Annotated in this window: 10 protein-coding genes; 8 read left to right on the top strand and 2 right to left on the bottom strand. The window is 51.2% G+C overall.

What is annotated here, in order from left to right; translation table 11 throughout:
• The first annotated feature begins 10 nt into the window (after positions 1-10).
• The 8 genes from rpsD (at position 11) to ppdK (ending at position 10,245) form a co-directional block, all read left to right on the top strand.
• Positions 11-640 carry a 30S ribosomal protein S4 gene (gene rpsD / locus ICT70_RS05915; protein WP_191154478.1) on the top strand — a complete coding sequence of 210 codons (630 nt, stop codon included), beginning with the start codon at positions 11-13 and terminating at the stop codon, positions 638-640.
• 43 nt (positions 641-683) lie between these two features.
• The gene (locus ICT70_RS05910) at positions 684-1,694 is read left to right on the top strand and encodes a DNA-directed RNA polymerase subunit alpha (RefSeq protein ID WP_191154477.1); all 1,011 of its coding nucleotides are present in this window, start codon (positions 684-686) and stop codon (positions 1,692-1,694) included.
• Positions 1,695-1,728: 34 nt separating this feature from the next.
• Positions 1,729-2,169, top strand: coding sequence for a 50S ribosomal protein L17 (gene rplQ / locus ICT70_RS05905; protein ID WP_191154476.1), 441 nt, complete (start codon positions 1,729-1,731; stop codon positions 2,167-2,169).
• A gap of 165 nt (positions 2,170-2,334) precedes the next feature.
• Entirely contained in the window at positions 2,335-3,693 is a 1,359-nt protein-coding gene (gene mgtE / locus ICT70_RS05900; protein ID WP_191154475.1) for a magnesium transporter, read from the top strand.
• Positions 3,694-3,706: 13 nt separating this feature from the next.
• Entirely contained in the window at positions 3,707-4,471 is a 765-nt protein-coding gene (gene recO, locus ICT70_RS05895; protein WP_191154474.1) for a DNA repair protein RecO, read from the top strand.
• A 91-nt stretch (positions 4,472-4,562) separates the two neighbouring features.
• Positions 4,563-5,432: a glycine--tRNA ligase subunit alpha gene (gene glyQ / locus ICT70_RS05890; RefSeq protein WP_191154473.1), complete on the top strand. Its 870-nt coding sequence runs from the start codon at positions 4,563-4,565 to the stop codon at positions 5,430-5,432.
• Between the two features lie 45 nt (positions 5,433-5,477).
• Complete coding sequence (gene glyS / locus ICT70_RS05885; RefSeq protein WP_191154472.1) at positions 5,478-7,538, top strand: glycine--tRNA ligase subunit beta; 2,061 nt, start codon at positions 5,478-5,480, stop codon at positions 7,536-7,538.
• 46 nt (positions 7,539-7,584) lie between these two features.
• A complete protein-coding gene (gene ppdK / locus ICT70_RS05880) occupies positions 7,585-10,245 on the top strand; it encodes a pyruvate, phosphate dikinase (protein WP_191154471.1) in 2,661 nt (886 codons plus the stop codon).
• A 43-nt stretch (positions 10,246-10,288) separates the two neighbouring features.
• On the opposite strand, the gene ICT70_RS05875 is transcribed toward ppdK, so the two are convergent.
• Positions 10,289-12,448 (bottom strand): putative bifunctional diguanylate cyclase/phosphodiesterase, encoded by a 2,160-nt coding sequence (locus ICT70_RS05875; protein WP_191154470.1) that lies wholly within the window; start codon positions 12,446-12,448, stop codon positions 10,289-10,291.
• Positions 12,449-12,529: 81 nt separating this feature from the next.
• Positions 12,530-14,614 carry an HDOD domain-containing protein gene (locus ICT70_RS05870; protein WP_191154469.1) on the bottom strand — a complete coding sequence of 695 codons (2,085 nt, stop codon included), beginning with the start codon at positions 14,612-14,614 and terminating at the stop codon, positions 12,530-12,532.
• Positions 14,615-14,709 lie beyond the last annotated feature (95 nt).

Genomic DNA, 14,709 nt, shown 5'->3' with positions numbered 1-14,709 from the left:
GAGGAAGAAGTTGTCTAGGTACTCAGGTCCAGTCTGCCGTCAGTGCAGAAGAGAAAATACCAAACTGTTCCTTAAAGGGGACAGATGTTACACCGATAAATGTTCCCTGGAACGCCGTAATTACGCACCTGGCCAGCACGGTCAGCGTCGGTCCAAGCTTTCTGACTACGGTGCGCAGCTGCGTGAAAAACAAAAAGTAAAGCGTTCGTATGGTTTGCAGGAAAAACAGTTCAGACTGTATTTCACCAAAGCGGATCGGATGCGTGGTGTTACCGGTGAAAATCTGCTGATCCTTTTGGAGAGGCGGTTCGACAGTGTTATTTATCGCCTCGGATTTGCAGCCTCAAGGGCTCAGGCCCGTACTTTGGTGCGTCACGGACATTTCCAGATCAATGGTCACAAAGCCAACATTCCATCCCAGTTGGTTCGACCCAATGATGTTATCAGTCTGATTGAAAAAAGCCGTCAGATTGCCTGTATCAATGAATCGCTGGATAGTGTCATGCGACGTGGAGTACCTTCCTGGGTAGAACTTGATCGTGATGCCTACAAAGGTACGATGAAGACCCTGCCGGTGCGTGCAGAGTTGACAACTCCAGAGATCAATGAACGACTGATTGTCGAACTCTACTCAAAATAATCACAACCTCGCCAAGGACTCTTGAGAGGGAGATTCAATAAATATGTACAAAAACTGGAGAAATCTGATCAGCCCTAAACGACTTGAGGCTGCCGAACTGACTTCCACTTACGGTAAGTTTGTTGCTGAGCCTTTTGAGCGCGGGTTCGGGACCACCCTTGGCAACTCGTTGCGCCGGGTCCTGTTATCGTCACTTCAGGGCGCAGCTATAACATCTGTGCGGATCAAGAATGTTGCTCATGAGTTTTCCAATGTGCCTGGTGTGACGGAAGATGTAACTGATATCATTCTTAACCTCAAAGGGGTTAAGGTTCGTCTGCATGGTCATGATAACCGTAACATTCGTATTGTGCAAAAAGGCCCCGGAGTGGTCCGTGCCGGTGATCTGATCACCGACAGTAATGTCGAAATACTCAATCCCGAGCACCATATCGTTACCTGTGGCGAAGAGTCAGACCTGGAGATGGATATGGTTGTCTCCATGGGAAAGGGCTATGTGTCAGCAGATCGCGGCCGCGATGACAGTGCTCCGGTGGGAACAATCCCAATCGATGCACTCTTTTCTCCCATCGTCAAGGTCAACTACAATGTCTCCAATGCACGTGTTGGAAACATGACGGACTATGACAAGTTGACCCTTGAAGTCTATACTGATGGCAGTGTCACCCCTGATGATTCCGTAGCTTTTGCAGCAAAGATTCTTAAGGAGCAACTGCAGATTTTTATTAACTTTGACGAAGACCAAGAACCGCAGGTTGAGGAAGAAGAGGGCGAAAAGAACAAGATTAATGAAAATCTCTACCGTTCTGTCGAGGAGTTGGAACTGTCGGTTCGTAGTGCTAATTGTTTAAAAAATGCCCAAATTAATCTGATTGGGGAATTGGTACAACGCTCCGAGTCGGAAATGCTCAAAACCCAGAATTTCGGTAGAAAATCACTCAACGAAATCAAGGATATCCTTGCCGACATGGGCTTAGGCCTGGGGATGAAGATCGATTCTTTTCCTGATCCCGACTACTTGAAACTGATACGAAAAGGTCAGGATGACGAATAATCGTCCTGTGATTGTTTAAGAAAGGAACATCCCGATGCGTCACAATAAATCCGGAAGAACATTAGGTCGCAAACCAGACCATCGTCAGCATATGATGCGTAATATGGTGACCTCGTTTTTTCAGAACGAAAAAATCACAACAACCGTTACCCGTGCCAAGGAATTGCGCAAATTGGCAGAAAAAATGATTACTCTTGCCAAGCGTGGTGATCTTCATTCACGTCGTCAGGCCATGCGTGTCATTCGTGAACCTAAAGTGGTGGCACGCTTGTTTGAGATGATTGCACCGCGTTATGCTGAACGTCCCGGTGGCTATACCCGCATTCTGCGTCTCGAGAATCGTCTGGGTGATAATGCCCCGATGGCTATCATTGAGCTGGTTGAAGACGGTTATGTTGCCCAGGCCACTGATGATGCCGACCATAGTGACGTCAAATCAAGCGCCGGTGAGCAAAAGGAAGCAGTCGCAAATTGATTTTAGCCAGTCGTTTAATTCTTAAGGGCAAAGAGATATCATCCTCTTTGCCCTTTTTTCGTTGGTGATGATAACCAGACGGATTGTGAATGCTTTAAACAGACTCATATCACATTCGACTGCAAACGGTATTTTGGCGGATTTTATTCTGGAATGGTGGACATTATGCACGAAAACAAGATGCGTTTGCTTCAGGAGTCGATCAGCAAATTGCTCCGCCGCGATGCTACTCCCAACTTAAAAAAAGCACTGACAAAGATCCATCCCGCCGATATTGCACATATCTTTCGTTATTTTACGATTGAAGAGCAAAAAACCCTGCTGTCTTTAATCCCTGATCTTGAACGGGCAGCAGATGTTCTTGCTGAATTAGATCCCGACTCATGGCCGGAACTTGCCGGTCTTCTTGATCGTGACTATCTGGTTTCCGTTGTTCATCAAATGGCCGATGATGACAGTGCGCTGTTTATTCGCAGTCTTCCTGACAGTCTGGCGGAAGACTTGCTGACCGAAATGCATGATGACCATTCTGAAGACGTTGAGCGTTTGCTGGCTTATGACGAAGACTCAGCCGGCGGCATCATGTCGACGGACGTTTTTTTTCTTAATCAGGACATCACGGTTAAGCAGGCGATTGAAAAATTGCACGATGCTCAGGACTACGAGATGGTTTTTTACGTCTATGTTACCGATGAGCATAACCATCTGGTTGGTGTTCTATCGTTGCGCCAACTCCTGACCGTACCTCCTCACACCAAGCTGGCGGAGATCATGTCTACCAACGTGATACGTGTGCGGGTTGATATGGATCAGGAGTATGTTGCTGAATTAGTCGCCAAGTACAATATTCTTGCCATACCGGTTGTTGATGAGCACGGTAAACTTATGGGGGTTATCACCGTTGATGACGTTATCGACGTTATGCGGGATGAAGCCACCGAAGATATCCTGCGGATGGCCGGGACAACGGAAGAGGAATTATTGCTTGGGTTCCGATCCTTCAGTATCGCCCGTTTGCGTTTGCCATGGTTACTGATGACCCTGCTGGGGGGGGTTACGACCGGCATTCTGATGTGGATGTTCAAGACAACCCTGGAACAGGCGATAATGCTGATTTCTTTTGTGCCGGTCATTACCGGCATGGGTGGTAATGTTGGGGGTCAATCCTCGACTATTCTGATTCGCGGTTTTGCTACCGGACGAATCGACTTTGGTAGTTTGCGCCAGGTGTTTTTCAAGGAATTGCGGGTCGGATTGATTATGGGCTTGGTCTGTGGTTTGGTCATTGCGCTGGTGGCGATGTCCTGGCACCAGAATCTGTACCTTGGTCTGGTGGTTGGTATTGCCATGTCGGCCGCCATCACGGTGGCTGCCTGTATGGGCGTCATTGTCCCGTCATTTTTCAAAAAAGTGGGGATCGATCCTGCTATTGCATCCAGTCCCTTTATTCAAACTGCCAACGATATTACCGGAATACTTATCTATTTTGGTACCGCTACGATCTTCCTTCGGCTGTTGATCTGATCAGGGTGTGACCATGAAAGGTGCCCTGCTACGGTGTGAAGGAGTGGTGTTGCGCTATGTTAATTATGGTGAAGCGGATCGTATCGTCAGTGTGTTTACTGCAGCCTGGGGGATTAAAAAGGGCTTTGCCCGATCAGCACGCAACAGCCGTAAGCGCTTTGGTCCGGCCCTGGAACCTTTTAGCCAGGCGGTGTTTCACTGGCGTCAGGGACGGGGGGACCTCTGGACTTTGCAGGAGGCTGATCTGCTTACCCCCCGCAGCGGCTTGCGCACGGACCTGGATCGTCTGGCTCTGGCTGGATACGGGGTAGAGCTGGTCGAGCTGTTGGCAGCTGAGACGGAAGATTATCAAAGGATTTACGAACTGCTGTGCAGTTATCTTGACTACCTTGAGCGGGGCGGGGACCATGACGTCGCACGCCTGCTGTTGGAGTTGCGGCTGGTTTACCTGCTTGGGTATATCCCTCACCTATTACATTGCAGTGAATGCCTGAAAATATTTGATAACGAGCCGATTTGTTTTGATTCTCAGCGTGGCGGCAGTCTTTGCCGTGATTGTGCCGGTACCAACGATCTTGAGGTCAGCCTGGGCAGCCTGGGCTCACTAGCCCGTTCACTGCGGGTTTCCCATCACCGGTTTGACGGTTTTAAGCTTGGCGCGACAACAATTCGTGATGGTCATCTGCTGCTTTCCCAGGTGCTCCGACAAATTCTGCCACGTGAACCCAATTCGTTGAAGTTTCTCGCCCGCGTAAGTGCCCGTGAATCAGAATCTTGACATCCTTAAGGGTGATAGCTAAACTCCCGAACGCAGATGACCTTTCCTTTTATCCGTTGTGACGGGCTGTTGCCTGTTTCTTGGAGGTACCGTGACTTTTCAGGAACTAATCCTTTCCCTGCAGAACTTCTGGGCCGCCCAGGGGTGTATTATTCAACAGCCCTACGACATCGAAAAAGGTGCCGGAACCTTTAATCCTGCGACTTTTCTGCGCGCTCTCGGTCCTGAGCCCTGGAATGTTGCTTATGTTGAGCCGTCGCGGCGCCCAACTGATGGGCGCTATGGTGAAAATCCCAATCGTCTGCAGCACTATTATCAATTCCAGGTTATTCTCAAGCCCTCGCCCCTCAATATTCAGGATCTGTACCTCGATTCGCTCAAGAGTTTTGGTATCGATCCTCTTGCGCACGATATCCGTTTTGTTGAAGACGATTGGGAATCCCCTACCCTGGGAGCCTGGGGACTGGGTTGGGAGGTGTGGCTCGACGGGATGGAAATTACCCAGTTCACCTACTTTCAACAATGTGGCGGTATCGATTTAAAGCCGATCCCTGGAGAGATAACCTACGGGATTGAGCGTATTGCCATGTACCTTCAGGGCGTAGATAACGTCTACGATCTGGAATGGGTCAAAGGGATTCGCTACGGTGATGTACACCATCAAACTGAGGTCGAATTTTCCCATTATAACTTTGAAGAAGCTGATACTGCCATGCTGTTTCAGCTTTTTAACATGTACGAAAAGGAATCGGTGCGACTGGCTGAGAAAAAGCTGGTATTCCCAGCCTACGATTTTGTCCTGAAGTGTTCACACACATTTAACCTGCTTGATGCCCGCGGGGCTATTTCGGTGACCGAGCGTGCCGGTTATATCGGCAGGGTGCGTAATATGGCCAAGCTTTGCGCTAGTGCCTATGTTGAACAACGGGAACGACTTGGTTTTCCCCTGCTAAAAAAATAGCTGCTTCTACCGGGTGCTAATTGCCTGCAAGGATTGGAGACATACATGTCTGCAGAACTGTTTCTCGAATTAGGTACCGAGGAGATACCCGCCGGGTTTATTCCTCGTGCCCTTAACGATATGGAAAACCTGCTGCGTCAGGAACTTGAACACGCCCGTATCCCTCATGGTGAGGTCACGACTTTTGCCACCCCGCGGCGACTGGCGATTTCTGTTGCGGAGGTGTCATCGGTACAACAGCGTCAGGAGCTTGAACTGACCGGTCCACCCGCGCGTATCGCTTATGATGGGCAGGGGCAGCCAACCAAAGCCGCCATCGGTTTTGCCCGCACTAATGGTGTTGAGGTGGCGGATCTGAAGATTGTGCAGACCGAAAAAGGGGACTATCTCGGGATCTCAAAGATTATTGAAGGGGGTGACACCAGCGATCAACTGCCGGAGATCTTGACCCGCGTCATCAATAAAATCAGCTTTAAAAAATCGATGCGCTGGAAGGATCTGGATGTGCGCTTTGCACGCCCGGTTCATTGGATCGTTGCCCTTTACGGCGGTGAAGTGGTACCGGTGACCTATGGCGATCTGCAGAGTGGAAATCGTTCACGCGGGCACCGTTTTATGGCGCCGGATGAATTCAGGGTTACCGGGGTTGAGGATTATGTTGAACAAGCGCGGCAACATCATGTCATGGTTGATATTGCTGCCCGCCGTCAGTTGATCGAAGAGCAGTTGCACGCCCTGGCTGATCAACTGGGGGGACGCATCAATCCTGATGACGAATTATTACAGGAGGTAACCTTCCTGGTTGAGTCGCCACAGGCTCTGGCCGGTTCCATCGAAGCCGGTTTTCTCCAATTGCCATCGGAGCTGCTGATTACCAGTATGCGTGAGCATCAGCGCTATTTTACTCTGGTCGACGAGCAGGGTACGTTGCTGCCCCATTTTATTACCATAGCCAATACCCAGGCAGTTGATCCAGCGGTGGTGGTGGCCGGTAATGAGCGCGTGCTGAAGGCTCGCCTGGCCGACGCGATGTTTTTCTGGCGCGAAGATCAAAAAACTCCCCTTGAGAAGCGTCTTGACGCACTAAAAAAAGTTGTCTATCAGGCGCAACTCGGCACCAGCTTTGAAAAAGTTGAACGTTTCAGTGAACTTGCTGCTAAGCTGGCAGAGCAGTTTGCACCGGATACTCTGGCGCTGACGCGCCGTGCCGCGCTGTTGGCCAAGTGCGATCTGGAGACCGGCATGGTTTATGAGTTCCCGGAGTTGCAAGGGGTGATGGGACGCGAATATGCCCTGCTCGAAGGTGAGGACCCGCGTGTCGCAACAGCTATTTACGAACACTACCTGCCAACCCAGGCCGGGGGCGTTCTGCCTGCCGACGATATCGGTGCTTTTGTCTCTATTGCCGACAAAATTGATACTATCTGCGGCTGTTTCAGCGTTGGTCTGATTCCTACCGGAACTGCCGATCCCTACGCCTTGCGACGCAACGCTATTGGCATTCTGAGCATTATCCTCGATCGTGGTTATGCTCTGTCCATCCCCGAGTTGATCGCTCGCAGTGTTGCTTTACTTGATAACAAGCGTCAGCGCCCGGCGCAAGAGGTTGTGGATGATGTGGTCTCCTTTATCCGTCTGCGACTGGTCAACCAGTTGGCGCAGCAGTACCCTGCCGATGTCGTTGATGCGGTATTGAGTGCCTCTTTTACTGTGCCGGTCGATGCCCTGGCGCGCATCAAGGCCTTGACGACGTTGAAACAGCGAGCTGATTTTGATTTGCTGAGCGTCGCCTTCAAGCGGGTCGGCAATATGGTCAAGCAGCAGACCGATACCCGGCTTGATGAACAACTGCTGGTGGAGAGCAGTGAAAAGGATTTGTATCAGCAATTGCAACTGGTGGAACAAAATGTCTCGGTTGCGATTAAAAGGGGTGATTACGTTGCTGCCCTTGAGTCCGTCGCCCGGTTACGCAAGCCGGTCGATGCTTTTTTTGATGATGTGATGGTAATGGTTGAGGATGCTTCGCTCAGAACTAATCGGCTGGCGTTGCTGGCGGCAATTTCCACCCTGTTCAGTGGCATTGCTGACTTTAGTCGTTTGTCCTGAAACACTATTTAATTGATGGTATTTTTACCTGTAAGGAGAGATCAGGATGGCAAAATTCGTATATTCTTTCGGAGAGGGGCAGGCTGACGGTGACAGTACCATGCGTGAGTTGCTTGGTGGCAAAGGGATGAATCTTGCGGATATGACCTCGATCGGTCTGCCGGTGCCACCTGGTTTCACGATGACCACCGAAGTATGCAAGGCCTTTTATGCCAACGATCGGGACTACCCCGATGAGGTTCGCGAGCAGGTGGCGAACGCCCTGCAGTTGCTGGAAAAACGGATGGGTAAAGGGTTCGGCGACGCCGCCAATCCGCTGTTGGTATCAGTGCGCTCCGGTGCTCCGGCTTCGATGCCGGGGATGATGGACACGGTGCTCAACCTCGGACTTAACGACCAGACCATTCAAGGGGTGATCAAACAGAGTAACGACCCCCGTTTTGCCTACGATTCCTACCGTCGTTTCATTCAGATGTATTCCAACGTTGTCATGGGGATGGACGGTGAAATCCTCGAACACCTCCTCGACCAGAAAAAACAACAACGCGGCGTTGCCCTCGATACCCAGCTGTCTGCCGATGATCTCAAACAACTGGTTGCCGATTTCAAGGCGAGTTGCAAACAAACCCTGAACCAGGATTTTCCTGAAGATCCGCAGGAGCAGCTGTGGGGCGCGATCAGTGCCGTATTCGGTTCCTGGATGAACCCTCGCGCCGTCACCTATCGCAAACTCAACGGCATCCCGGCCCATTGGGGTACTGCCGTCAACGTTCAGGCGATGGTGTTCGGCAATATGGGGGATGATTGCGCCACCGGTGTTGCCTTTACCCGTGATCCTTCGACCGGAGAAAACTACTTTTACGGAGAATATCTGGTCAACGCCCAGGGGGAGGATGTGGTTGCCGGGATTCGTACCCCGCAGCCGATCAATCGCGCCAAGTATCAGGAAGGGGACCTGCCGGCGATGGAAGAGGTGATGCCGGCAAGCTACCAGGAACTGGCAAAGATTCGCGACTTGCTTGAACGGCATTACAAGGACATGCAGGACATCGAGTTTACCATCGAGAAAGGGAAACTCTACATGCTGCAGACCCGCACCGGTAAGCGCACGGCCCACGCCGCCATCCGGATCGCCGTGGAGATGGTCAATGAGGGCTTGATCAGCGAACAGGAAGCGGTCCTGCGGGTCAGTCCCGATCAGCTCGATCAACTGCTTCATCCCTCCCTCGATCCTCAGGCGGAGAAGCAGGTGATCGCCAAAGGGCTGCCGGCGTCTCCCGGGGCTGCCAGTGGCCAGGTCATCTTCACCGCCGATGAAGCAGAAGAGTTGGCACGGCTTAAAAAAGATGTGATTCTCGTGCGGGTTGAAACCAGCCCGGAGGATATTCACGGTATGCATGCCGCCCGCGGCATCCTGACCGCTCGCGGAGGGATGACCTCTCATGCTGCAGTTGTTGCCCGCGGTATGGGGAAATGCTGTGTTTCCGGCTGTGGCGCGATCAAGATCGACTACGAAAAACAACAATTTACCACTGAAGCCGGACAAGTGATAAAACGTGGTGAATATATCACCCTCGATGGCTCTGCCGGAGAGGTGTTGTTAGGTAATGTTCCCAAGGTAGAACCTCAGGTCTGCGGCGATTTTGCCACCCTGATGGCCTGGGCCGACAGTTTCCGACGTCTGAAGGTGCGGACAAACGCCGACACTCCCTATGATTCCAAGGTGGCTCGCGACTTTGGTGCTGAGGGGATTGGTCTGTGCCGGACGGAGCATATGTTCTTTGAGGGGGATCGGATTCAAACCGTACGAGAAATGATTCTGGCCAATGATCTGGCCGGACGTAAACGGGCCCTCGATAAGATCCTGCCGATGCAGAAGAGTGATTTTCTCGGGATTTTTCGTGAGATGAAGGGTTTGCCGGTTACTATTCGTCTGCTTGATCCTCCGTTGCATGAGTTCCTGCCGCAAAACGACGATGATGTGTCCGAATTGGCCCAAGCGGTCGGCATCCGCTTTTCCGAAGTGAAATCACACGTGGAAAAGCTCCATGAGTTTAACCCGATGCTTGGTCACCGTGGTTGTCGTCTGGCGATCACCTATCCCGAAGTGTACGACATGCAGGTGCAGGCCATTATGGAGGCGGCCTGCGAACTGGTGCGCGATGAACAGTTTGATATCGTGCCGGAAATCATGATTCCTCTGGTGGCGCATGTCAATGAACTGCGAATTTTACGTGAGAATGCGGTTAAAATGGCTGATGCCGTCTGTGAACGCTATGGGGTTAAGGTAAAATATCTGATCGGTACCATGATCGAATTGCCACGCGCCTGCCTGACCGCTGACGCCATTGCCGAAGAAGCAGAATTTTTCTCCTTCGGTACCAACGACCTGACCCAGACCACCTATGGGCTGTCACGCGACGATGCCGGCAATTTTCTGCCTGATTATGTCGAACGCGGCGTACTGAAGAAAGATCCGTTTGTTGCCCTGGATCAGCGCGGGGTCGGTGAGTTGGTTAAACTTGGTTTTGAGCGTGGACGTTCAACCCGTCCGGATCTGAAGGTGGGGATCTGTGGTGAACATGGTGGTGAACCATCGAGTGTTATTTTCTGCCATAAAATCGGTCTTGATTATGTGTCCTGCTCCCCCTATCGGGTGCCGGTCGCACGGCTGGCAGCTGCCCATGCCGCTATCCTGGATCAATAACCCTTCTTTCCTTTGATGTCAGATAGTACAGGCGAGTGTCGGGCTACCCGGGACTCGCCTGTTGGCTTTTAGTTTGCTGGAATGTTCCCGCCGTATCATGATGCGCTAACATATAGTCGATGATCTGTTCCTTTGCAACGGGCCGACTATAGTAATATCCCTGACCAATTGTCCCCCCGTGGATTAACAGGTATTCGTGCTGTTGCCGGGTTTCTATCCCCTCGGCGACAAAGCGTAATTGCAGCCCCTCGGCGACTCTGATCATGGCTGGAATAATCGGCTCAGCAGGGTTCTCCGGCGTAATTTTCTGGATGAAGGACTTGTCCAGCTTGAGGGTGTTGAGGGGTAGACGATCAAGATAACAGAGGGACGAATACCCGGTACCAAAGTCATCCACGGCAATGTTCACTCCGGCACCGGCGAGTTCAACGATGTTGGCAACGGTGGTTTTGAGATCCTGAATCAACACATTCTCTGTCAGTTCCAGTTCAATGTCCTGTGGCCGGAGGCGATGGAAATGGATCCGCTCCAGTACTATTCCGGCGAAATTTTCCATCTGCAACTGCACCGCAGAGACATTGATCGACACCTGGGTTTTGATTCCCCTGCGGTTTAAATCTTTGAGGTCGCGGCAGGCAATTTCAATGACGCGCGCGCCAATGTCATGAATCAGTGGGGTTTCTTCTGCCGTCTCGATAAATTGAGTAGGCATAAGAATGTTGCCGGAGGATAATTGAATTCTGGCCAGAGCTTCTATACTGGCTACCTTCAAGGTGCTGACCTGGACCAGGGGTTGGTAATGTACAATCAGTTGATCGTTCTTTAGTGCCTGCCTGATCAGATTTTCGGTAAACACCTTTTGACTGTTTTTGTTCTCCAGGGTTGTATTGTAGAAACCATAGGAGTTGATGGAGCGGTTTTTCAGATTGCAGAGCACGGTGTCAACATTTTTCATAAGATCCTGACAGCTGTTGCCATGGTCCGGATAAATGGTGATACCGAGGCTGACACTCAGATGGATGTCGTGGCCATTGGCGCGAATCGGCATCATGGTCTCTTCAACTATGCGTTCGGCTCTTGCTCGGGCAAAAGTGTCGGCCGGACCACTGGTAGGCATCAGCAGGGCAAACTCATCACCGCCGATGCGTGCCAGGGTGTCAACCGCTGTGCAGCAGCGTCCCAGGCGTTCGGCGAAGCTGCGCAAGACGCTGTCACCAACTGCTTGACTGTAGGTATCATTGATCAGCTTAAAACGATTGATATCGATCAGGATCAGGGCAAAGGTTTCGTTGGTGCTGCGCGCTCGACTGAGTAACTGCTCCAGCCGCTCATGGAAGAGACTGCGGTTGGGTAAGCCGGTCATCAGGTCGTGGTTATTCTGAAAGCGGATAATTTCTTCTGCGCGTTTTTTTTCGCTGATGTCCCGGGCAACGCCATAGGTGCCGATAGCATGGGTATCCGGCTTGCGAGCACGGCCTAAACGGTAGCCTCCAGCAAGCTTTCGTTCGATATGAATCGAGCGGATTTCAGCATGGATGATATTACCCTTGTTTTTGCCTTGCAGGCGCAACTCGATACTTTCGTGGTGGGGTAAGGTTGCGTTGGTCATAAAGTATCGTTGCGCAAGGTCCAGATCGTCAGGGTAGACAACACTACTGTAGTGTCTACCCATTAGTTCTTGTCTCTTGTAACCCAGTCGTTCTGCCGTATTGTTGTTGACGAAGGTGAAGTTGCCCTGATGGTCGAGCATATAGACCAGATCGGGTGAGTGGTGAACAATAAACTTATGGAGGGCCTCTGATTCCTGCAGCGTCGCAATCATCGCTTGATTGTCACGTTCCAGTTGGATTTTTTCACGCACGTTATTGATGGAAAAAATCAGTTCTTCCGGGGTGTAGGGTTTGCGAACAAAGTCCCTGGCTCCGGCCTTCAGAACGTGAACAGCTTTTCTGATTTCGGACTCGCCGCTGACCACAATGACGCTGGTGTCAGGGTGGTTGCGGGTGATGTGGTCAAGAACAGTCATGCCATCAATCTGCGGCATGTTCAGATCAAGGAGGGCTATATCGTAAGGATGACGCGCTAACTCTTCAAAAGCTGCTGCCCCCGATGTTACAATCTGGGCTTCAAACCCCTCCAGCTTGAGGATCAGTTGCAAGCTCTGGGCAACCTTAATTTCGTCATCTACGATCAGAATCAACATTGGTTTTAATTCTCTTTCCCCCGCCGTTTTTAATTAGGTTTTTTTTCGTCCCCGCAACCGGCCATATTTTCAGTGGCGGTTTTACCCTGTAGCGCGTGGCAGCAAAATTTTGAACTCAGTGCCGGTGGCACTTGAAAAGCAGGAGATGCTGCCACCTAGATCCTTGATCAGGTTGTTGACTACTGTCAAACCCAGGCCGGAGTGCCCTTCTTTGGTGCTGGTGACTGGGCTGAACAAGCCCTGCAGCACCGCAGGTGCAATGCCGGGCCCGTTGTCTTTGATAGTGATCTCAATATAACGCTGCTGATCCTGGAAGATATTGTCCCTGGTGGAAACCTGAATGGTTCCACCGCAGTCAAGAGCTTCCGCCGCATTCTTGAGCAGATTAATCAAAATCTGTTTGAGCTTGTCGGAAGAACATCGTACAGGAGGCAACTTCTTGTCAAGATGCAGAACCGATTGGATCTGTCCAGAAGAATAAAGTGAATTGTTCAGGATGCGATCAAGGTCGGATATCAGTTCATTAATATTTGTAATATCTTGACTTCTTTTAGCTCCTGAGCTGCTTTCCCCGGCGTGCAGCAGGATGCGGCCAATCCGATCAATTTCTTCGGAAATAGTTCGCAAGTCCTCCTGAGCCGTATCCTCATGGTGAAGTTTTTTGCCGAGAACATAAAGATAGTTGTTGATAATTGACAATGGGTTGCTGATCTCATGCACCAGCTGTCTGAACCGGTTTGCCCCCATGCCAAGCGAATTATCCAGGGTGTTGTTAAGGGTAGCGTAGCGTCGGGCGATCTCCTCGCAGAACAATGACAACAAGGCCTTGTCCTTCACTGCCAGAGGGGATTGTTCACCACCCAGCCCCAGAGCTATCAACCCGATTTTTTTATTCCGGTACACCAGGGGGATCAGGGACGCTGTTGAACTGTCGAGAAGGCGGAGTAATTGCCGATCTGCGATAGTGGCCCCGTTCGTGGTCAGGGTTTTTTCGCTAGCGGAGTTGAGGGCGGCAACAACCCGACTTTTCTTGTCTGAGTCTTCCCAGAGCAGGTCGTCTAACTGATGTAGTTCAAGATCATTGATTGGAATCAGGAGATTATTTTTCTCGTCGTAACTGAGCAGCAGCAGCTGTTGCAGAGGGAAGACCGAACAGATGCTGATTCTTACCTGCTTGGCAAAAGTGATCAGGTCCTTGCTGGTGCCAGGCGCTCCAGCCTGGCTGAGCGCAATCCGGCGAACCGCTGCGCGCAGTTGTGGGGCGGAGTGTTCATCCTCGGGGAGTTGTCCGGATTCGCGCTGGTGATTGATCAGAGAGGCGGCATTCGGAATCCTTAGGGCCGTCAGCATGGCGATACTTATGTTCAGTGATTCCTGAAGGCACGTAAGTGATGTTTCGGAAGTGAGTCCGAGTAGCTCCGTAGCTATGGCCAGCGCTGTGGGATTATCGTCAGGCTTGCGGCTCCCGGTAAAGCGCGCAGCAACGGCGAGGATTTTTATCAGGGTCGGTGCACTGCGCAATTCTTCAACAGGAGCGCGCTGGAACTGGATGGCATCGGCAATAAAGGAATCGAGCTTCCAGCTCTGTGCCAACAGTGCACCCAGCTCACAGTGATCGATTTGTAGAAGCGCCCTTTCCTGTTCACAGAAACTGTACGGGGTCTCGTAATAGCTGTCCAGCAGCTGTAGATAATTGTCACAATCGTTCATCATCAGTATCAGCATGCCGGACTGATGGAGAAGACCGGCAAAAAAAGCCTCTCCGGGCTTGTGATAGTTAAGCAGGCGGGCCAGGCGCTCGCACAGATTGGCACAACAGATGGATCGCACCCAGATCTGGCGTAACTGGTGATTAAAGGCACTGCTGAACTGGTAAAAAAACTGCTCAATGGCAGAAGTGGTAACAATGGTCTTGAGGTTGTGCATACCCAGAACGATCAAAAACCGGCGCAGATCACTGACATCTTTCCATTGTCGAAATGCCGGGGTGTTGGCAATGTGCATCACTCGTGAAGTCAGTCCGGTATCTTTGCCGATCATCTCGGCGAACTTGTCAAAACTGACATCTTCCTGATGACAAAGATTGAGCAGTTCCACCAACAGATGAGGGACCGTGGGGAGATTGGAGATGTTGTAGCTCTTGTTGTCGCTGCAAGTGAGATTCATCGCTTCTCTGATGTTCAATAGATTCGACAGTTCTTCTGTCTTGCCGACCGCCGGAATGTTAGGTGGTCGACTACCACCAATAGATCTGCTTTAGT

Origin of the sequence: Pelovirga terrestris, from assembly GCF_014773365.1 — a bacterium.
Lineage (GTDB): Bacteria > Desulfobacterota > Desulfuromonadia > Desulfuromonadales > Geopsychrobacteraceae > Pelovirga > Pelovirga terrestris.
Note: the sequence above shows the minus strand (reverse complement) of the source record. Positions and strands in the feature narration are given on the sequence as shown.

Excerpts from the sequence above, each read along its gene's own strand:
- ICT70_RS05910 (WP_191154477.1), top strand. The coding sequence starts at position 684 with ATGTACAAAAACTGGAGAAATCTGATCAGCCCTAAACGACTTGAGGCT.
- ICT70_RS05875 (WP_191154470.1), bottom strand. The coding sequence starts at position 12,448 with ATGTTGATTCTGATCGTAGATGACGAAATTAAGGTTGCCCAGAGCTTG.
- ICT70_RS05870 (WP_191154469.1), bottom strand. The coding sequence starts at position 14,614 with ATGAATCTCACTTGCAGCGACAACAAGAGCTACAACATCTCCAATCTC.
- glyS (WP_191154472.1), top strand. The coding sequence starts at position 5,478 with ATGTCTGCAGAACTGTTTCTCGAATTAGGTACCGAGGAGATACCCGCC.
- ppdK (WP_191154471.1), top strand. The coding sequence starts at position 7,585 with ATGGCAAAATTCGTATATTCTTTCGGAGAGGGGCAGGCTGACGGTGAC.
- recO (WP_191154474.1), top strand. The coding sequence starts at position 3,707 with ATGAAAGGTGCCCTGCTACGGTGTGAAGGAGTGGTGTTGCGCTATGTT.
- rplQ (WP_191154476.1), top strand. The coding sequence starts at position 1,729 with ATGCGTCACAATAAATCCGGAAGAACATTAGGTCGCAAACCAGACCAT.
- mgtE (WP_191154475.1), top strand. The coding sequence starts at position 2,335 with ATGCACGAAAACAAGATGCGTTTGCTTCAGGAGTCGATCAGCAAATTG.